This is a genomic window from Sneathiella marina (assembly GCF_023746535.1).
Classification (GTDB): Bacteria; Pseudomonadota; Alphaproteobacteria; order Sneathiellales; family Sneathiellaceae; genus Sneathiella; species Sneathiella marina.
Genome location: NZ_CP098747.1, coordinates 3,811,276 through 3,829,694 on the forward strand (window position 1 = coordinate 3,811,276; position 18,419 = coordinate 3,829,694).

Annotated in this window: 20 protein-coding genes; 8 read left to right on the forward strand and 12 right to left on the reverse strand. The window is 49.3% G+C overall.

The window, feature by feature from the left end; genetic code table 11:
• Nucleotides 1-7 precede the first annotated feature (7 nt).
• Nucleotides 8-1,528, reverse strand: a complete 1,521-nt coding sequence (locus tag NBZ79_RS18410) for a YifB family Mg chelatase-like AAA ATPase (RefSeq protein WP_251934120.1) — start codon at nt 1,526-1,528, stop codon at nt 8-10.
• Between the two features lie 189 nt (nt 1,529-1,717).
• On the opposite strand from NBZ79_RS18410, the gene NBZ79_RS18415 reads away from it, so the two are divergent.
• Nucleotides 1,718-2,053: a YegP family protein gene (locus NBZ79_RS18415; RefSeq protein ID WP_251934121.1), complete on the forward strand. Its 336-nt coding sequence runs from the start codon at nt 1,718-1,720 to the stop codon at nt 2,051-2,053.
• Nucleotides 2,054-2,088: 35 nt separating this feature from the next.
• Here NBZ79_RS18415 and gshB read toward each other — a convergent pair whose 3' ends face one another.
• The 3 genes from gshB to NBZ79_RS18430 form a co-directional block, all read right to left on the reverse strand.
• Nucleotides 2,089-3,030 (reverse strand): glutathione synthase, encoded by a 942-nt coding sequence (gene gshB / locus NBZ79_RS18420; protein ID WP_251934122.1) that lies wholly within the window; start codon nt 3,028-3,030, stop codon nt 2,089-2,091.
• Nucleotides 3,031-3,117: 87 nt separating this feature from the next.
• Nucleotides 3,118-3,717, reverse strand: coding sequence for a BON domain-containing protein (locus NBZ79_RS18425; protein ID WP_251934123.1), 600 nt, complete (start codon nt 3,715-3,717; stop codon nt 3,118-3,120).
• A 97-nt stretch (nt 3,718-3,814) separates the two neighbouring features.
• Entirely contained in the window at nt 3,815-4,195 is a 381-nt protein-coding gene (locus NBZ79_RS18430) for a YraN family protein (RefSeq protein WP_251934124.1), read from the reverse strand.
• 130 nt (nt 4,196-4,325) lie between these two features.
• Here NBZ79_RS18430 and NBZ79_RS18435 point away from each other — a divergent pair, with 130 nt between their 5' ends.
• A complete protein-coding gene (locus NBZ79_RS18435) occupies nt 4,326-5,804 on the forward strand; it encodes a penicillin-binding protein activator (protein ID WP_251934125.1) in 1,479 nt (492 codons plus the stop codon).
• Here the strand turns inward: NBZ79_RS18435 and hemW are convergent.
• From hemW to rph, 3 genes are read right to left on the reverse strand one after another with little or no spacing between them, the layout of a single operon-like run.
• Nucleotides 5,801-6,985 (reverse strand): radical SAM family heme chaperone HemW, encoded by a 1,185-nt coding sequence (gene hemW, locus NBZ79_RS18440; RefSeq protein WP_251934126.1) that lies wholly within the window; start codon nt 6,983-6,985, stop codon nt 5,801-5,803. The two genes, NBZ79_RS18435 and hemW, sit on opposite strands and share 4 nt — an antisense overlap.
• On the reverse strand, nt 6,963-7,586 hold the full coding sequence (gene rdgB, locus NBZ79_RS18445) for an RdgB/HAM1 family non-canonical purine NTP pyrophosphatase (RefSeq protein WP_251934127.1): 624 nt from the start codon (nt 7,584-7,586) through the stop codon (nt 6,963-6,965). The genes hemW and rdgB overlap by 23 nt, the downstream gene beginning before the upstream one ends.
• Nucleotides 7,583-8,299, reverse strand: coding sequence for a ribonuclease PH (rph, locus tag NBZ79_RS18450; RefSeq protein WP_251934128.1), 717 nt, complete (start codon nt 8,297-8,299; stop codon nt 7,583-7,585). The genes rdgB and rph overlap by 4 nt, the downstream gene beginning before the upstream one ends.
• Before the next feature lie 126 nt (nt 8,300-8,425).
• On the opposite strand from rph, the gene hrcA reads away from it, so the two are divergent.
• Nucleotides 8,426-9,454 carry a heat-inducible transcriptional repressor HrcA gene (gene hrcA, locus NBZ79_RS18455; protein ID WP_251934129.1) on the forward strand — a complete coding sequence of 343 codons (1,029 nt, stop codon included), beginning with the start codon at nt 8,426-8,428 and terminating at the stop codon, nt 9,452-9,454.
• Between the two features lie 18 nt (nt 9,455-9,472).
• Complete coding sequence (grpE, locus tag NBZ79_RS18460) at nt 9,473-10,117, forward strand: nucleotide exchange factor GrpE (protein ID WP_420854550.1); 645 nt, start codon at nt 9,473-9,475, stop codon at nt 10,115-10,117.
• Between the two features lie 18 nt (nt 10,118-10,135).
• Here the strand turns inward: grpE and NBZ79_RS18465 are convergent, their stop codons facing one another.
• Complete coding sequence (locus NBZ79_RS18465) at nt 10,136-11,011, reverse strand: DUF1848 domain-containing protein (protein WP_251934131.1); 876 nt, start codon at nt 11,009-11,011, stop codon at nt 10,136-10,138.
• Between the two features lie 39 nt (nt 11,012-11,050).
• Nucleotides 11,051-12,007 (reverse strand): EamA family transporter RarD, encoded by a 957-nt coding sequence (rarD, locus tag NBZ79_RS18470; RefSeq protein WP_251934132.1) that lies wholly within the window; start codon nt 12,005-12,007, stop codon nt 11,051-11,053.
• Nucleotides 12,008-12,282: 275 nt separating this feature from the next.
• On the opposite strand from rarD, the gene dnaK reads away from it, so the two are divergent.
• The 3 genes from dnaK (at nt 12,283) to dapB (ending at nt 16,339) form a co-directional block, all read left to right on the forward strand.
• Nucleotides 12,283-14,208: a molecular chaperone DnaK gene (dnaK, locus tag NBZ79_RS18475; protein ID WP_251934133.1), complete on the forward strand. Its 1,926-nt coding sequence runs from the start codon at nt 12,283-12,285 to the stop codon at nt 14,206-14,208.
• A 104-nt stretch (nt 14,209-14,312) separates the two neighbouring features.
• On the forward strand, nt 14,313-15,446 hold the full coding sequence (dnaJ, locus tag NBZ79_RS18480) for a molecular chaperone DnaJ (protein WP_251938108.1): 1,134 nt from the start codon (nt 14,313-14,315) through the stop codon (nt 15,444-15,446).
• Between the two features lie 80 nt (nt 15,447-15,526).
• Entirely contained in the window at nt 15,527-16,339 is an 813-nt protein-coding gene (gene dapB, locus NBZ79_RS18485) for a 4-hydroxy-tetrahydrodipicolinate reductase (RefSeq protein ID WP_251934134.1), read from the forward strand.
• Here the strand turns inward: dapB and NBZ79_RS18490 are convergent.
• Nucleotides 16,303-16,845, reverse strand: coding sequence for a DUF2244 domain-containing protein (locus NBZ79_RS18490; protein WP_251934135.1), 543 nt, complete (start codon nt 16,843-16,845; stop codon nt 16,303-16,305). The genes dapB and NBZ79_RS18490 overlap by 37 nt on opposite strands.
• A 53-nt stretch (nt 16,846-16,898) precedes the next feature.
• On the opposite strand from NBZ79_RS18490, the gene nth reads away from it, so the two are divergent.
• Entirely contained in the window at nt 16,899-17,537 is a 639-nt protein-coding gene (gene nth, locus NBZ79_RS18495) for an endonuclease III (RefSeq protein WP_251934136.1), read from the forward strand.
• Nucleotides 17,538-17,559: 22 nt separating this feature from the next.
• On the opposite strand, the gene NBZ79_RS18500 is transcribed toward nth, so the two are convergent.
• Both NBZ79_RS18500 and NBZ79_RS18505 read right to left on the reverse strand, forming a co-directional pair.
• Nucleotides 17,560-17,961 carry a nuclear transport factor 2 family protein gene (locus NBZ79_RS18500; RefSeq protein WP_251934137.1) on the reverse strand — a complete coding sequence of 134 codons (402 nt, stop codon included), beginning with the start codon at nt 17,959-17,961 and terminating at the stop codon, nt 17,560-17,562.
• Between the two features lie 32 nt (nt 17,962-17,993).
• Nucleotides 17,994-18,398, reverse strand: coding sequence for a nuclear transport factor 2 family protein (locus tag NBZ79_RS18505; RefSeq protein ID WP_251934138.1), 405 nt, complete (start codon nt 18,396-18,398; stop codon nt 17,994-17,996).
• Nucleotides 18,399-18,419 lie beyond the last annotated feature (21 nt).

Here is an 18,419-nt window from a genome sequence, read left to right on the forward strand (position 1 = left end):
CCGCCGATCAACCTGCCATCAACCGGTGGCGGTATTCCAGCGCTTCGGCAATTTGCATACGCCCCACCTCCTCGCTTTCAACCAGATCTGCCAGTGTTCTGGCGACTTTGAGGACGCGGTGATATCCTCTTGCGGACATTTTGAACTTTACCATCGCTTCCTCCAGCAGCGGTTTGGCGCTTTCATCGAGAATCACGAATCTTTCCAGTAACTCACCGTCGATATCGGCATTTATGCGAAGTTTCACCGGATGGACTATTTCTTCGTACCGCTGCCTCTGCAAGGCCCGGGCACGGGCAATGCGACCGGCAACGGTTTGAGTGGTTTCCGATTGCCGCGGTTGCGTTAAATCCAGCGCGGATACGGCGGGAACATCCACATGAATATCGATACGGTCCAGCATCGGGCCTGAAATTTTTGCCCGGTATTCCCGGCCACATTTCGGTGCCCGGGCGCAGGCTTGTGATGCATCGTCCAGATAACCGCAACGACAGGGGTTCATTGCTGCCACAAGCTGCATGCGTGCCGGATAGGTAACATGTGCATTGGCCCGGGCCACCACGGCCTTGCCGGCCTCGACCGGTTGCCGGAGCGATTCCAGTACTTGCCGATTAAACTCAGGCAGTTCATCCAGAAACAGGACGCCCAAATGAGCCAGGGAGACCTCTCCGGGTTTTGCGGTGCGGCCACCGCCAACCATGGCCGCGACAGAGGCTGAATGATGGGGATCTCGAAAGGGGCGCTGCCGGGAAATTTTGCCTTCTTTCATTTCTCCGGAAATGCTGGAAATCATATTCACTTCCAGCGCTTCGGCTGCATCGAGAGGAGGAAGCAGTCCCGGCAACCGGGCGGCAAGCATGGATTTACCGGAGCCCGGTGGTCCCGTCATCAAGAGGTTATGGCCACCCGCGGCGGCAACCTCAAGGGCCCGTTTCGCCATTTCCTGGCCCTTGATGTCTTCGATTTGCAGGGCTTGAGGGCCCTCGATGATATCCCCTTTCCTGGGCGGAGAAAGCACTTGTGTTCCTTTAAAATGATTGATCAACGCCAAAAGGCTGTTTGGCGCGAGTATATCAAGATCACCGGCCCAGGCCGCTTCGGAGCCGCTGGCGCCCGGGCAAATTATATCAAGGGACCGTGCAACGGCTTCCACCGCCGTCGGCAGAACACCGGAAACCGGATTGCATTGGCCATCCAGGGAAAGCTCTCCCAATACAAAATAACTTTCCAGTTCTTCCTGGGGTAAAATTCCCATTGCCGTCAGGATCCCCAAAGCAATGGGTAAATCATAATGCGCTCCTTCTTTCGGCAAGTCCGCCGGAGCCAGATTTATGGTAATCCGTTTCGGTGGTAATCCAACGCCTAGCGAGGTCAGCGCCGCCCGCACCCTTTCCTTACTTTCAGCGATGGATTTATCGGGAAGGCCGACAATTGTGAAAGCCGGCAATCCCGCGGCCATCAAAACCTGGACACTGACCTGCAGAACATCCAAACCCAAAAAAGCCACAGTCTTGATCGTTGATTGCATACTCGTCCTGATTAAATAAATATATATTTCAAAACTAATATAGCATGTATTTCGCAAAAGGAAATTTTATAAAATCCGGAGCGCTCCGGGTTTCTTTTTCATTAATCTGTGCGGCAGTTGATAATATTCTTGCGCCCGCCCCGCTTTATTATAATATTTTATACGCAACAGATGGAAGGAGCCGGACATATGGCGGGTAAATTTGAACTCTATGAAGACAAGGGGGGCGAATACAGATTTCGCCTGAAGGCTGGAAACGGCGAAAATGTTGGCGCATCTGAAGGGTATAAAGCTAAAGCCAGTGCCTTAAACGGCATTGAATCGGTAAAAAAGAACGCTGCTGACAATGACCGGTATTCCGTTTTTGAAGGCAAAAACGACAAATGGTATTTCAATCTTAAAGCTGGAAACCACGAAGTTATTCTAACCAGTCAGGGATACAGCAGCAAAAGCGCAGCCGAAGAAGGCACAGCCGCAGTTCAGCGCGCCGCCGCAGATGCCAGCACTGATGATCAAACCGGGTAGTTAATGCTGCATTGCCGATAGGGAAACAGGATCATTCAGAGAATTTTCTCTTCCAGACAATCCCAGATCGTTGCTTCTAGTTTGACACCGTCATAGCGGTTTATCTCTTGAAGCCCTGTCGGTGACGTAACATTGATTTCCGTCAGGTAATCGCCGATCACGTCAATTCCGACGAAAATCAATCCCTGTTCTTTCAGGGCCGGACCAATAGCATCGCAAATATCCCGCTCGCGGGAGGTTAGTTGGGATTTTACCGCCTTCCCGCCCACATGCATATTTGAGCGAACTTCACCTTCTTGAGGAATGCGGTTAATGGCACCGACAGGCTCTCCATCTACCAGAATAATGCGCTTGTCACCTTGGCGAACCTCCGGCAGGTATTTCTGGACAATCATCGGTTCACGGTAAAATTCAGTAAACATTTCGCAAAGGGCGGAGAGATTCTCATCGTCCGGCTTCAAATGAAAGACGCCGGCACCGCCATTTCCATAAAGTGGCTTGATAATGATGTCTTTATGTTCAGACCGAAAAGATTTGATTTCATCAATGTTCGTTGAAATCAATGTCGGCGGCAAAATACCTTCAAAATGTGTAACAAACAGCTTCTCCGGCGCGTTTCGGACACTAACCGGATCATTCACAACAAGGGTCTTTGGATGGATATGCTCCAATAGATGTGTGGCCGTAATGTAAGACATGTCAAAGGGCGGATCCTGGCGCATCAGGACAACATCCACTTTTGACAAATCAATGCGTTCAACTTCGCCTGCGGTAAAATGGTTCCCCTTGTCCCGCGCCACTGTTATCGGTCGGGCGGCGGCTATAATCTCGCCGCTCGAAAAGGAAAGATCCTGAGGACCGTAATGAAGCAGTTTATGGCCGCGCGCCTGTGCTTCCAGAGCGAGAACAAAGGTACTGTCTCCGTCAATGTCAACATCCTCGATTGGGTCCATTTGAAGGGCAACGATAAGACTCATTATTTTTTTGCTCTTTATTTCAGTATTTTTGCGCCACTGTCATAATGCTCAGATGGGTGCGAAGTCCTTCTGATGCAACATTATTGCTCAAGAAGTTTTGTTTTTATAGAGCGCGCTTTTGAGTTGCACATAACTAACAATGCTCCGAACGCCAGAGATTTCCTTCGCATGCGCTTCGACGCGGTCCAGCTCTGCCTGGTTTTGTGCAACGCCCATCAAATAGACGACCTTACCCACCGTCTCAACCGAGTAGTTAATATTCATAATTTTGGAATCAGCAAGAAGTTGATATTTAAGCTTCGTCGTAATGAGGGCGTCTGAGGCGAAATTAGGGTTCTCGCCCTGGCCCTTTACCGTCGTCCGGTTATGGACCTGCTTTACGCCCTGAACACTCCAGGCGATACGGGCCAGCTCTATCCGGTCATCCGGCGTAGGTACCTGGCCGGTGATCAATACAATACCATCATTAACGGTTGTTGCAGTATCGGTGAACAAGGGTTCGCTTTTATCAAAAATCTTACCCCGAATTTGCGTCGCAATAGTCGCATCATCTACAATTGTCCCCACCGATCTCTCTTCGGCGACGGCCACGCCCGTTGCCGCGGCACCACCAAGGATCACTCCTGCACAACCGGATAAGAAGGACATTGCTAAAAGGGAAAAACAAATAAACGCAACGGTTTTCATAACAAATACCTTCTTTCATTCCTCGCATCACGATAGGGCTTTCGCCGACTACTATAGCCCTTAAATTCGGATGTTAAAACACTCGATGTTAAGACAATCACCATGCATTCTCAATGTGACGTGGCAATCGCAGAAACGACGTGAAAAGCAGAACATCCATTCGCAATGTAAAATCACTAAATCTTGGCCTTTCCATGACAAAGGCTTCCAAAGCTTTATTGATACGATATTTTTGCTTCGTCGAAACGGCATAAAGCGCTGCTTGCATTTGGTGCCGCGATTTGACTTCAACCGCAATGAGCAGATTGTTCCGGCGGGCAATTATATCAATCTCCCCAAACGGTTTTCTGTAACCGCGCGCCACAATGTGATAGCCCTTGCAACGAAGATAAGCCGACGCCAGGGTTTCAGCAGTGCGCCCCCGGAAGTAAGCTCGCTTTCTGTTTTGCCTTTGTTCGTCTTTTCGCAAATGCGCCAAATTATTGCCCTAGTTAAATGTTTCCTATTAGGGGCTTAGAACTTTAGTTAAACTATTTGCTTGCCCGCGGCTTTTTGGTTACCTAATCTCTGATATAGTAATCCCGTATCGGGTCAAGGGAGTGTCGGTCTTGTTTCTTTTAAAAATCGTGTCTCGATCGCGGATGGCGGCGGTCTGGAATTCGGCACTATCCTTCAGCGCAATCGCGCTGTTGTCAGTTGCGATTGCCGCCTGTCAGCAAACACCGGCAGCTGACAGTGATCAAGAAGCAAAAGACCTTGCGAATGCAAGCACGGCAACCTCTCAGGATCTTGACAAGCTTCTTCCCCCGAAAAGCAATTCCCCCTATGAAGACCTGGCCAATACACCGACGGCAGCTCCTTTTGATCCGTATTCGCGATTTATAGAGCCGGCACCTTCTGTTATAGGAACGGCTGTTCCCGAATTCGGTACCGCGACCTCCTCTGTCAAAGTTGCTATTCTTCTACCTCTGTCAGGGGCGCATCAAAATATCGGGAACGATCTTTTACGGGCCGCCAATATGGCTCTGTTCGACCTCAACAATCCACAACTGCAACTGATGCCTTACGACACGAAGGGCACAACCCGCGGTGCGGAAAGCGCTGCCGCAGAAGCGCTTGTTGCTGGCGCCGAACTCATCCTGGGTCCGCTCTTCTCAACGTCGGTTGGTCCCGTGCGCGCCCTCGCTCGCCCCCGCAACGTCAATGTCGTAACTTTCTCTACGGACACGACAGTAGCCGGAGACGGCGTGTTTGTCATGGGGTTGACTGTCGGCCAGCAGGTTCAGCGAATAATGGAGTTTTCCTATCGCCAGGGATTGCTGAATTTCGCCGTCCTCGCACCGGATTCGCCTTACGGAGATGCGGTGATCAATAATGTTTTTGCGTCAGGAGATACCCTGGGGCTAAATATTGACCGTGTTATGCGATATCCTGTCAATGTCGAGCAGGGCGCGCAAGACCTGCATGAAATTGCGAAGATTATGGGGGACTACACGTTACGTCAAAAGCAGCTTGAAGAAGAAATTAAGCTGTATGAAAACGAAACCGATACAGCATCTGAGGAGTATGTCGAAAAGCTCGAAAAAATGGATACCTTTGGGGATGTCTCTTTCGATGCCCTTATCATTCCCGAAGGCGGCGCCCGTTTGAAGGAATTAGCGCCGCTTCTTTCCTATTATGATATTGACCCCGAAGTGGTACAGTTTATCGGCACGGGTCTTTGGGCGGATCAGTCCCTGACCTCAGAACCCGCACTGGTTGGTGGCTGGTTCTCGGCACCGTCTCCAGAAAAGGCAAAAGCGTTTCAGGCGCGATTTGAGCAGATTTACCAATATCCGCCGTCTCGCATTGCAAGTCTCGCCTATGATGCGACAGCACTGGCTGGCTTATTGGCGCAAGACCCTCCTGAGGCAAGATTTGATCGTGTTTCCATTGAAAATGCCAACGGGTTTACTGGATATGACGGTATATTCCGTTTTCCGGAAAATGGTATTGCCGAGCGCGGGTTGGCTGTCCTTGAAGTCGGACGACGGGAATTGTTAATTATTGAACCTGCGCCAGAGGGATTTGAGCAGCTTATTAACTAACCCGCCAGGATTTCCGGCAAAAGACTGTTGAGCACCAGCCGACCGCTTTTTGTTGCCCAAATATGTTCTTCATCTATTTCCATCAATCCGTTTTCCGTCAGCATTTGCAAACGGTCAAGGTCGAGGAACGCCTGTAACGGACTGCCAACTGATCGCTCAAAATTTTCAAACCAGACGCCTTCGGTTAGTCTCAGCCCCATTAACATAAGCTCTTCGGCACGGTCTTTCGGATCAGGAAGGGCGTCCAGTGCTTCTGTCCCATGTCCTTTCTCTTCGACTTCCCTTAACCAGGCTTCCGGACGTTTAAGCTGCCGGGATGCCGTCCGAACACCGGCAAGATCAAACCGGCCATGGGCTCCGGGACCAATTCCGAGATATTCCCCGTACCGCCAGTAAGTCAGGTTATGACGGCATTCAAACCCGGGGCGTGCATGGTTGGAAATTTCATATGCCGGCCGGCCCGCATCTTCACACATAACTTGCGTAATTTCGAAAAGAGCTTCTGATTTTTCATCACCGGGAATCATGAATTCACCTCGCCGGACGGCGCCGGCAAACCCCGTGTTGGGCTCAATAGTCAGCTGATATAATGACAAATGATCACCGGCCAAATTCAAAGCTTTCGTCAGATCTTGCTGCCATTGTGATGTTGTTTGATCCGGCAATGCATAAATAAGATCAAAGGATATGTTGTCAAAGACTGCTCGCGCTGTTTCGATAGCTGCAAGCGCTTCCGAGACCGAATGCTCTCGCCCTAAAAACCGCAAGGCTTCATCGCGCAGGGATTGGATTCCCATAGATAACCGGGTCACGCCCGCGTGGCGATATCCGTCAAAAGATGCTGCCTCTACAGATGTCGGGTTGGCCTCCAGCGTAATTTCTATGTCTTTTGAAAACGGAAAGTGAGAACGGACGCCTTCAATCAACTTGGAGACCGTTTCAGGCGACATGAGAGAGGGCGTTCCGCCACCGAAAAAAATGCTCGTCACTGGTATCTTGGGATGAGAAGACGCAAAATAATCCAGCTCTGCAAGTAACGCCTTCGACCATCGTGCTTGATCCACAGTCTCCCTGACATGACTGTTGAAATCACAATAGGGGCATTTCTTCCGGCAAAACGGCCAGTGAAAATATACGCCAAATCCCGGATCGGGAATATTAGGTTGTTGAGAAGCACGCATCAATCAACTGCCGAAATGCGTTCGCTCGATGGCTCATCGCATGCTTGGCGGACGGGTCCATTTCGCCAAAAGTCTGGTCAAACCCGGTTGGTACGAATACAGGATCATATCCAAATCCATTGCACCCTCGCGGTGGCCAGACTGCCGTACCGTCTATGCGACCCTCGAAGCTTTCCGTATGCCCGTCAGGCCAGGCAAGTGTCAGCGCGCAAATGAATGATGCGGACCTCTGCACCGGATCGCTGGCCTGTTTTTCTTTTAGTTTGTCTTCAACAGTCTGCATGGCGAGGGAGAAGTCCTTTTCAGGCCCGGCCCATCTCGCAGAATAAATCCCAGGAGCACCGTCAAGGATATCAACGGCAAACCCCGAGTCGTCACTCAGGCTTATAATATTTGTCGCCCGTGCCGCCGCCAATGCTTTTATCTTTGCATTGGCGATAAAGCTCTCCCCGTCTTCGATGGGTTCCGGCAGTCCCATATCCCCTGCGGATACAGGTGTAACCCCAAATTCTTCCAGCAGCGCCCGAATTTCACGAACCTTTCCGGGGTTATGGCTTGCAACAACCAGTTTGGGGCCAGTAAATTTTCGGCTGCTTGTCAAATTCCCAGCGCCTCACGTTGCATTGCGCACAGCTCCGAGACTCCTTTTTTTGCGAGACTAAAAAGACTGCCAAACTGTGCTTCAGAGAACGGGTCTTCTTCCGCTGTCCCTTGAATCTCAATAATGTGCCCATTTGAGGTCAGCACGAAGTTTGCGTCTGCCTGTGCGTTACTGTCTTCCGGATAATCAAGATCCAGCACCGGGTTCCCCTTGTACAAACCGCAAGAAACAGCGGCAACCTGGCCTTTCATCGGGACTTCCAATATCTTTCCCTGCTCGACAAGCTTATCAAAGGCCTGATAAAGCGCCACATAGGCACCGGTTATAGACGCGGTCCGTGTTCCGCCATCCGCCTGAATGACATCACAATCAACCGTTATTTGCCGCTCGCCGAAGCCTTCGATATTGACCAGCGCACGCAAAGATCTACCGATCAGTCTTTGAATTTCCACGGTGCGACCCTGCTGCTTGCCCCGAGCCGCTTCCCGGCCCATGCGAGAGCCCGTTGAGCGCGGCAGCATGCCGTATTCGGCCGTAACCCATCCCTTACCGGAATTACGCAAAAAGGGCGGGACGCGTTCCTCGACGCTTGCCGTGCACAGGACATGTGTATCGCCACATTTGATAAAACAAGACCCTTCTGCATTTTTTGCATATCCAGGTTCCATACTAATGTTACGTAACTCGTCAAGTGCTCTACCGGAAGGGCGCATAAAATATCCTTTACATGAAAAACGTTGTCGCCGCTCGTTGTAACCCCTGCTCCAGATTGACGCAAGCACCGTGGATCACTACATTCTCACCCATGTCTTTATTTTACGAATTTATCGGCTGACCCGATGTCTATCCAGGAACTCAACGAACGGAGCCGCGCTGTTTTTCGAAATATCGTGGAATCATACGTACAAACGGGAGAGCCGGTTGGATCCCGAACGTTGTCGCGGCTACCGCAACTGGATTTGTCTCCTGCGTCCATTCGAAATGTGATGGCGGATTTGGTCGACGCCGGACTTCTCTATTCCCCACATACATCCGCAGGTCGGCTACCGACACAATTGGGGATGCGGCTTTTTGTCGATGGTATCCTGGAAGTCGGTAATTTGACCGAAGAAGAACGCATCGACATCAAGGCACGCTGTATCATTGAAGGACGGAATATCGAGGAAACACTGTCGGAAGCCTCCTCAATGCTATCAGGCCTATCCAATTGTGCGGGTTTGGTCATTGCGCCTAAAAAAGACAGTTCCGTAAAACAAATCGAATTCGTCCGGCTTGGTATCGATAAGGCATTGGTCATTATTGTGACGGCAAATGGCATGGTTGAAAACCGGGCCATAGAATTACCCGTGGGCTTGTCCGATTCTGCCCTTCAGGAAGCGACAAACTACTTAAATGCGAAACTCTCCGGTAAAACGCTGCAGGAGACAAAAAGCGAAATTCAGCGTGAACTGGACACCCATCAGGTGCAAATCGACCAATTGACGCAAGATCTCATTAGTAGCGACATTGCAAGTTGGGGCGGCGGGGAAACGCTAATTGTACGAGGGCATTCAAATTTACTCCAAAATGTCCAAGCGCTTGAGGATCTTGACAAAATTAAGGAGCTTTTTGATACGCTGGAAGCAAAAAAGGAACGTATGAAATTGCTTGAACTGGCAGAAGGTGGTAAAGGAGTGAAAATTTTTATTGGTTCAGAGAACAATCTTTTCTCGCTTTCCGGGACATCAATGATTATCTCTCCATATCAGAATAGCCAGGATCAAATTGTTGGCGCTATCGGCGTGATAGGACCAACCCGATTGAATTACGCCCGCATAGTCCCCATGGTTGATTATACGGCAAAGATAATTGGTGGATTGTTGGACTAGAATTACTATTAGGATGACATGAGAATGAACGACGCGAAACAGACCCCTCCGGCAAATGATCAAACTGACGATCAAATGGCCACCCCGACTGCTGACTCAGAAGTGGTGCAAGAACCTTCTGTGCCAAACGGCGAAGGCGAGCCAGCCGCACCGGCTGAAGACAGTCTTGTTGAAGAGCAAGCGGCCGAGATTGCTGAATTGAAGGATAAAATTCTGCGCGCCATGGCAGAAGTCGAGAATATGCGACGCCGGGCATCCCGTGAGAAAGAAGATGCGCATAATTATGCCGTCACCAAATTCGCGCGTGATATGCTGGCTGTTTCCGACAATTTGCGGCGGGCGATTGACAGCATTCCAGCGCAGGCACGGGAACAAGAAGACGTCAAACATGTTCTGGCAGGCATCGAGCTTACAGAATCAGAGCTTTTGAATACGTTCGAAAAACATAAGATTAAGAAAATTGAAGCGGAGGGCCAGAAATTCGACCCCAATCAGCATCAAGCCATGTTCGAAGTGGAAAACCCGGCTGTCGAGCCCGGCACCGTCTTGCAAGTTGTTCAAACAGGCTATGCCATTGCGGATCGATTGTTGCGTCCAGCTATGGTGGGCGTCGCCAAGGGTGGCCAGAAAAAAGCAGATGTGAAGGTTGATCAGAAGGCGTAGTTGATACTGCTGCAGAAATTAACCTGTTATTGCCAAGCCGCGCTTATGGGATTTAAGCGCGGCTTTCGCTTTTTCAGGACTATTTACCGCATAGCAATAGACACAGCCATGGGCGCAGCTGTCATACATACCGATATCTCGCGACGCGACGCATAAGCATCCTGCACGGTTACCCTGCAAACCTGGTTTTATGTTCGTTCCGCCCATTGCAATAATTCTATCCATGTCGATACAGGCAGCTCCGGGTAGTTGTTCTGTCACATGTGCCGGTTGGGTACAGAGCGTCATATGTATCCCCGACGCGGCCGCTATTTTCTGCAATTTCATCAAAAAGGGGTGTTTGATTTCATCCGGGGGATCTCGAAAATTGACTGGCGTTTTTCTCTCCAGCCGGGCCAGATTACGTTTTGTTTTCGCATAGGGTTGTGTGAAGGACACGACAACCTCATTCACAACACCCTCCAGTTGCCGGGAAAGCTTCTTGAAATTCTCAAGATGAAAATCCAAGGGGGTTAAATCGGATACAAATATCGGATCATACCGCCAAACAACGGCATGGGGCCCAAAATTGCGGGCGATTGAGACCATCTGTGAAACAGCATCGTCTGAGGGAATAACGGAAGGTTCAAGTAGCCGGGGATACCCCGTTATGGTGAATTGAAAGTAAAATGGGTACTGATCAACAATTTTATTATACAGGACCGGTAAAAAAGGGCCCGCGTTTCGTGTCCAGAAAACGAACGCATCAACCTCTTCTGGAGACAACGGGATAGTTGATTTTCTATTATTAAAGGGATTTCTGGTTTCAACAAAATTCTGCGTTAATTGCTGGTGGAACCAATCACCGTAAAAAGCCGGAATGTCTGTTTTGTAGCTTGCTGAGATGACCGTCATTCAATACTCCTGAGCCTCAGGAAGCATCATATCACAAATCTAGGACATCCGTTTTCTGTTGCGATATCCATCGACGCTAAAGATTACAAGACCTATCCAGATCAAGCCGAAGGCAACAAGCCGGGAGCTATCAAACGGTTCGTTATAAATATAAATTGCAATGACCATATGCATCGTCGGCGCAAGATATTGCATCACCCCGATGGTTGTAAGTTTCAGATACCGGGCTGCGTTGGAAAACAACATCAACGGCATAGCCGTCACAACACCGGTACCGATCAGCAGCAGGAGGCTCGCCGCCTCTCTCGAAAAACCCGTGTTTTCGATCTCAGCAGATGATCCCGCCGTCGACGTAAAGGTCAGATAGAGCACGAACCCCAGAGCAAATGGAAAGAGAATTGTTGTTTCTACGGCTAGTCCGACCGGCGCCGCCACCTGAACCTTCTTATGCAGCAAGGCGTAAAATCCGAAGGATATAGCCAGGATAAGAGAGACCCAGGGTAAAACACCAATCTGCCAGGTCATTATGGCAACAGCAACGGCCGCCAGCGATACGGAGACGGTTTGCCATTTGTTCAATCGTTCGCCCAAAAACAACATGCCGAGTAGAATATTCACGAGCGGGTTGATGTAATATCCCAGACTTCCTTCCAATATCCTGTCATTGGCGATTGCCCAAATAAAAGTAAGCCAGTTCAACCCAATCAATATGGTTGTCGCGCAAAATATAACGAGTTTCTGTTTATCTTTAAAAATCGCGATAAAATGCGTCAGATTCTTTGTGGCAACAACCACAAACAAAACGAAAATGAGCGACCAAACAATACGATGTGAAATGATCTCCAGAGGAGATACATGCGAAAGCCACTTGAAATAGACAGGAGCAACACCCCAGATGAGGAAAGCGCCCAGAGCGCTCAGCAGTCCACGCGATTCTTCTGGTGTAAATAAGGAGGGTTTTGAAGTAATTTTTCCAGATGAGCTTGTTTCGGTCATCTGATCCCCCTTTTTTGTTAAAAAATTGACCATATCTCCTATCAAACAGTCGCTCGAACGTAAAGAAATGATCGAACATATCAGCTATGCAAACGTCCTTGTTCCAGATACAGCCAAAAAAACTGGTAAATTAGCGTCATCATGCCTATTCCAACCCTTGCATTGAGGGCATTTCGAACTTATATACACGACGAATAACCGAACAGTTTAAAGCCCGGGGATCATTGTGGTGCATGATGTGGCCGCGTTGATCTGCCAATCGAGAAGAGGAAAATATGGCTAAAGTAATTGGAATTGACTTAGGAACGACAAACTCCTGTATCTCCGTCATGGATGGAAAAGATGCGAAAGTTATCGAAAATGCAGAAGGCGCCCGGACAACCCCGTCCATTGTAGCCTTCGCTGAAGACGGTGAAAAACTAGTTGGCCAGGCCGCAAAACGGCAGGCCGTTACAAACCCTGAACATACATTATTCGCCATCAAGCGTCTTATAGGCCGCCGGTTCGACGACAAGACGACGCAAAAAGATAAAGCGATGGTTCCCTATAACATTATCAAAGCTGATAATGGCGATGCATGGGTAGAAGCGCGCGGCGAAAATTACTCTCCGAGCCAGATTTCAGCCTTCATCTTGCAGAAAATGAAGGAAACCGCTGAAAGCTATCTTGGGGAAAACGTCACGCAGGCCGTTATTACGGTTCCCGCTTATTTCAATGACGCTCAGCGTCAGGCAACAAAGGATGCCGGTAAGATTGCCGGTCTCGAAGTCCTTCGGATTATAAACGAGCCAACGGCTGCAGCCCTTGCCTACGGTATGGACAAGGAAAACCAGACTGTTGCAGTCTTTGATCTGGGCGGTGGTACCTTTGACGTCTCCATTCTTGAAATCGGCGACGGCGTTTTTGAAGTCCGCTCAACAAACGGTGACACGTTCCTGGGCGGTGAAGACTTCGACTTGACGCTGGTCGATTATCTCGCTGACGAATTCAAGAAAGAACAGGGCATTGATCTGCGGTCTGACAAGATGGCTCTGCAACGCTTGAAAGAAGCTGCGGAAAAGGCAAAAATCGAGCTATCCTCAACACAGGCAACCGAGATTAATCTGCCGTTTATCACAGCGGATGCATCGGGCCCCAAACATATGCAACTGAAGCTCACACGGGCGCAGTTCGAGAATTTGGTGGAAGACCTGATTAAACGGACATTACCTCCTTGTGAAAAAGCGCTGAAAGATGCTGGCCTGCAAAAAGGTGAAATCGACAACGTTATTCTCGTTGGTGGTATGAGCCGGATGCCTAAAGTTCATGAGACAGTGAAGAACTTTTTTGGATGCGAGCCTCACAAGGGTGTAAACCCGGATGAAGTTGTTGCCATGGGCGCCGCGATCCAGGGCGGTGTGTTGCAAGGTGATGTCAAGGATGTCTTGCTTCTTGACGTAACGCCTTTGTCTTTGGGTATTGAAACTCTTGGCGGCGTATTTACCCGTCTTATTGATCGGAATACAACAATTCCGACCAAGAAAAGCCAGACTTTCTCAACGGCAGAAGACAATCAACAGGCTGTTACAATTCGGGTTTTCCAAGGGGAACGCGAAATGGCAGCGGACAATAAATTACTCGGCAATTTCGATTTGACCGATATCCCGGGCGCACCGCGTGGCGTTCCCCAGATTGAGGTAACCTTCGATATTGACGCCAACGGTATTGTCAATGTTTCAGCCAAAGATAAAGGCACCGGCAAGGAACAGAAAATCCAGATCCAGGCCTCAAGCGGTCTAAGTGATTCTGACATCGATCAAATGGTCAAGGATGCGGAAGAACATGCAGCTGAAGACAAGGCCCGGAAGGAAAAAGTCGAGATTGTGAATCAGGCAGATAGCCTCATTCATGCGACGGAAAAAACCCTGGCAGAAGCCGGCGACAAAGTTGAAGAAGATGTGAAGGCGCCGATTGAAGCCGCCCTTGCCGAGCTTAAGGAAGCAAAAGAAGGCGACGACATTGAGGCCATCAGTGCCAAGATGGAAGCGTTACAAGAAGCCTCCATGAAGCTTGGTGAAGCACTTTATGCCCAATCACAAGCCGAAGCTGAAGAAGCTGGATCAGAAAGCGATACCGAAACTTCCGAGGAAAGCGAGACTTCTGACGAGGATGTTGTTGACGCCGATTTCGAAGAAGTCGACGAAGACAAAAAAGACAAGTAAGAATAAATTACGAATAACCCGGAATTATTCTTACCCTTGAATAAGCCGCTCCGATGAGGCACAACCCTCTCGGGGCGGAATTTCGTTGAGTGATTGATCTAGATATGGCGAAACGCGACTACTATGAAATCCTCGGTGTTGACAGCAATGTCGGCGATTCCGATTTGAAAAAGGCTTATCGCAAGCAGGCGATGAAGTATCATCCGGACCGAAACCCGGGAGATACCGATGCGGAGGCTTCCTTCAAGGAAGTTAACGAAGCCTATGAAATCCTGAAAGACCCGCAAAAACGTAGTGCCTATGACCAATATGGCCATGCTGCCTTCGAACAGGGTGGTGCAGGTGGCGGTGCTGGATTTGGAGGAATGGGTGGCGGTTTCAGTGACATCTTCGAAGATCTATTCGGAGATTTCATGGGCGGTCAGCCCGGCGGCGGACGAAGTGGCGGTGGCCGGGGTTCCGATTTAAGATATAATCTTGAAATTTCTCTGGAAGAAGCCTTCAACGGCAAACAGATGGAAATTAAAATCCCCACAACCGTCGAATGCGAAAGCTGTGACGGTAGCGGTGCCGAAGCGGGCTCTGTGCCTGTGACATGTAATACCTGCCAAGGCCACGGAAAAGTACGAGCGCAGCAAGGGTTTTTTACAATTGAACGCACCTGCCCATCCTGTCAAGGGCAGGGTAAGATTATTGAAAACGCCTGTAAATCTTGCCGCGGTGAAGGGCGGACAAGCAAAGAAAAGACCCTGTCAGTCAATATTCCTGCAGGGGTCGATGATGGCAACCGCATTCGTCTGTCAGGTGAAGGCGAAGCGGGTATGCGCGGCGGACCGTCTGGAGACTTGTACATCTTTCTAAGTGTCAAAGATCATCGTATTTTCCAGCGTGACGGCCAAAATATTCATTGCCGGGTTCCAATCCCAGTGTCAGTCGCTGCTTTGGGCGGCGACATTGAAGTGCCAACGCTCGATGGCGCGCGCGCAAAAGTCGCTATTACGGCAGGCACACAATCTGGACGTAAATTCAGACTGCGCTCCAAGGGAATGCCGATCATGAACTCCCATAGCCATGGGGACATGTATATTCACACGATTGTTGAAACACCGGTGAACCTGACGAAGCGTCAAAAAGAACTTCTCAGGGAATTTGAATCAGAAGGAAAAGGGGCGCATAGCCCTGAATCAGAGGGCTTCTTCTCCCGCGTGAAAGACTTTCTTGCTGATTTGAAAGACTAGCTCAAAATATTCGATCCATCTCGCCAGGCTGATGTAACTATGCTAAAGACGGAGCCTCGAAATTTTGAGAGTTTAATAACATGAGTGATTTAAGAATTGGTATCGTTGGCTGTGCCGGTCGTATGGGGCGGATGCTGGTCAATCAGGTAAGTCAAACCGCTGGATGCCAAATATGTGGGGGGACTGAACCTGCAAGCTCTGACTTCATTGGTCAGGACATCATGGCTTTGGCCGGGCTAGATGCTGCCGGAATATGCGTCAGTGACGATACAAATTCTCTGTTTCAACAATCCGACGCCGTGATCGACTTTACCACACCAACCGTTTCAGTGGCGAATGCCAAACTCGCCGCAAAACATCACACTATCCATGTTATCGGAACAACCGGGCTCAGCAATTCAGAGCAAGCTGAAATAACCGCCTGCGGCAATGACGCGGTTATTGTGCAAGGGGCAAATATGAGCCTTGGTGTTAATCTTCTGGCGCAGATGACAAAAAAGATTGCGGCGTTGCTGGATGACGACTTTGACATTGAAGTCCTTGAAATGCATCACCACCATAAAGTAGATGCCCCATCAGGCACGGCCTTGCTCCTTGGTAAGGCTGCAGCAGAGGGGCGCGATGTCGATCATGATACCGTTGCCGATCGCGGTCGGGATGGGATCACTGGAGCGCGTAAAAAGGGTGATATCGGTTATGCGGTATTGCGAGGTGGTAACGTCGTTGGCGAACACACGGTTATGTTTGCTGCGGATAATGAACGTATTGAAATTACCCATAAAGCCGGCGATCGATCCATTTTCGCCCGCGGCGCCGTTCGCGCAGCGCTTTGGGCGCAGGGTAAACCGGCAGGGAATTACGATATGATGGATGTACTGGGGTTGGGCGATTGAAGAAATCCACCTGTCCGATAGGTATTCAGCGCCTGTGCAATTAAACCCTGCACTTCCTCTTTTTCTTCTTCTCCCAGAAAGCTGCCGATTTCGTAACTGCGGCCACGATTAGTAATCCATAATTGGCCTTTGCTCAAAAGGCTGCGCGCCCAATAGGCCTGAAATTCATCCCGGCGCGACCGGCCATCCGGCGATATTCGGGTAATCAAAACCATATCCCGTTTGATCTCGATAACTTCCCGACGACGACCCGCCCTGAAATTGAGATGAAACGCACCGAAAATGAGCAGCACATCAAGGCCGAAAAATCCGAACACCGGCCAAGCACCCATGGACCAGAAAACTATTCCTGCAACAAAGCTGATACCGGTAATTGCCGACATGAGGATTAGAAATCCCTTTCGCGAGAGGCTCCGGCTCGGATGCAGCGCAATATAAAAGGATCCGCCGCCCGGTTTAGCAGCCCTATCGTCCGTCTCAATCGCATCATTGCCCGAATCCCGCATGGCACCTCAATTTGGTCATTGCGAATACATTTACCCTATGCCAATAACATAGGATGAAAAAAGCAAATATTCATGAATTTTTCAGGCGCCTTGAAGAAGATAACCCGGATCCTCAAGGAGAACTGGATTATATCAATCCGTTTACCCTGCTCGTCGCCGTTGTTTTGTCTGCCCAAGCAACAGACATCGGCGTCAACAAAGCAACCGGCCCCCTGTTCGCTGTCGCCGATACACCGGAAAAAATGCTGGCGCTTGGCGAAGATCAGGTAAGGGATTATATAAAATCCATCGGTCTATATAAAACCAAGGCCAAAAATGTCATCAAGCTTTGTGAAGCTTTGATCCAGAACCATAACAGCGAGATCCCTCAAACCCGGGAAGAGTTGGAAGAACTGGCGGGTGTGGGCCGAAAAACTGCAAATGTCGTGCTGAATATGGCTTTTGGCCAACCAACCATTGCCGTCGATACCCATTTGTTCCGTTTAGGCAATCGCACAGGCATCGCACCTGGAAAAACGCCTCTTGAAGTGGAACGCAAATTCGAGAAACGAATTCCCAAGGTATTTTTACGCCATGCGCATCACTGGCTTATTCTTCATGGGCGCTATATTTGCAAAGCTCGCAAACCGGAATGCTCTCGTTGTATTGTCTCCGATTTATGCTCATTCAAAGGAAAACTGCTGCCTGAGTAAGGGGCATTAATTCATCGGATATTTATTCATTTTCTTCGATAATCTGCTTTAAAAGAGCACTATCCAGATAAGCTGTAATAGCCGAAATCTGCTTTTCTTCGTCAAAGCGAACGATCCAGCAATACGAATTGTGATACGGGTGGCCATTTATGGCCGTCATAAATGACTTCAATTCGACAACAGCCGTTTGCCCATCCACATAAATCGCAATAACTTCCAGGCGAACATCGTCTTTAAGAACCTTACTCAAGCGATTAAAGGCGCCCTTCATATATGCTTCTTTTCCCTTAAAAACACCTGCAAGCGGGTGCGTCCCCATAACGGTCCATTCAAAATCTTCAGCCAATCTATTAAAAAATTTGTCCGGCTGCCCCGCCTCCCAATGTGAAAAAATTTCCTGAACTTCTGATTTATTGATCGCCAATATGGAATTCCTTGCCGCACTGTGATTTGAAATTATTCATTTTCATCAACGACTTGCTGAACAAGAGCGGAATCCAAATAGGCTCGAACTGCCGCGATCTTCTTGTCGCCATCAAACTCCACTACCCAACAATAGGTATTATTGAACGGTTTGCCGTTTTTGGCAGTCGACAGCGATTTCATTTCAACCACTGCCGTGTTATTCGCCGTAAAGATATGCTCTACTTTAAGCACAACGCCTTCTTGCAAGATCAGATTAAGCCGCGAAAATGTCGCTTTTAGAAATGCCTGCTTGCTTTGATAATGGCCTGCCAGCGGATGGGTTCCCTTAACTGTCCATTGAACATCATCCCTCACTTGTGCAAAAAATTTCTCAGCCTCGTTTATCTGGAGATGACGAAACAGATTACGTACTTCAAGCTGGCTGATGTCAGACATTGCAATCCCTTTCCCTACTCC

Bases quoted from the DNA above. Each gene is read 5' to 3' on its own strand.
- NBZ79_RS18410 (WP_251934120.1), bottom strand. From the start codon at position 1,528: ATGCAATCAACGATCAAGACTGTGGCTTTTTTGGGTTTGGATGTTCTG.
- NBZ79_RS18415 (WP_251934121.1), top strand. From the start codon at position 1,718: ATGGCGGGTAAATTTGAACTCTATGAAGACAAGGGGGGCGAATACAGA.
- gshB (WP_251934122.1), bottom strand. From the start codon at position 3,030: ATGAGTCTTATCGTTGCCCTTCAAATGGACCCAATCGAGGATGTTGAC.
- NBZ79_RS18425 (WP_251934123.1), bottom strand. From the start codon at position 3,717: ATGAAAACCGTTGCGTTTATTTGTTTTTCCCTTTTAGCAATGTCCTTC.
- hemW (WP_251934126.1), bottom strand. From the start codon at position 6,985: ATGCGTGCTTCTCAACAACCTAATATTCCCGATCCGGGATTTGGCGTA.
- rph (WP_251934128.1), bottom strand. From the start codon at position 8,299: ATGCGCCCTTCCGGTAGAGCACTTGACGAGTTACGTAACATTAGTATG.
- hrcA (WP_251934129.1), top strand. From the start codon at position 8,426: ATGTCTATCCAGGAACTCAACGAACGGAGCCGCGCTGTTTTTCGAAAT.
- grpE (WP_420854550.1), top strand. From the start codon at position 9,473: ATGAGAATGAACGACGCGAAACAGACCCCTCCGGCAAATGATCAAACT.
- NBZ79_RS18465 (WP_251934131.1), bottom strand. From the start codon at position 11,011: ATGACGGTCATCTCAGCAAGCTACAAAACAGACATTCCGGCTTTTTAC.
- rarD (WP_251934132.1), bottom strand. From the start codon at position 12,007: ATGACCGAAACAAGCTCATCTGGAAAAATTACTTCAAAACCCTCCTTA.
- dnaK (WP_251934133.1), top strand. From the start codon at position 12,283: ATGGCTAAAGTAATTGGAATTGACTTAGGAACGACAAACTCCTGTATC.
- dnaJ (WP_251938108.1), top strand. From the start codon at position 14,313: ATGGCGAAACGCGACTACTATGAAATCCTCGGTGTTGACAGCAATGTC.
- dapB (WP_251934134.1), top strand. From the start codon at position 15,527: ATGAGTGATTTAAGAATTGGTATCGTTGGCTGTGCCGGTCGTATGGGG.
- NBZ79_RS18490 (WP_251934135.1), bottom strand. From the start codon at position 16,845: ATGCGGGATTCGGGCAATGATGCGATTGAGACGGACGATAGGGCTGCT.
- nth (WP_251934136.1), top strand. From the start codon at position 16,899: ATGAAAAAAGCAAATATTCATGAATTTTTCAGGCGCCTTGAAGAAGAT.
- NBZ79_RS18505 (WP_251934138.1), bottom strand. From the start codon at position 18,398: ATGTCTGACATCAGCCAGCTTGAAGTACGTAATCTGTTTCGTCATCTC.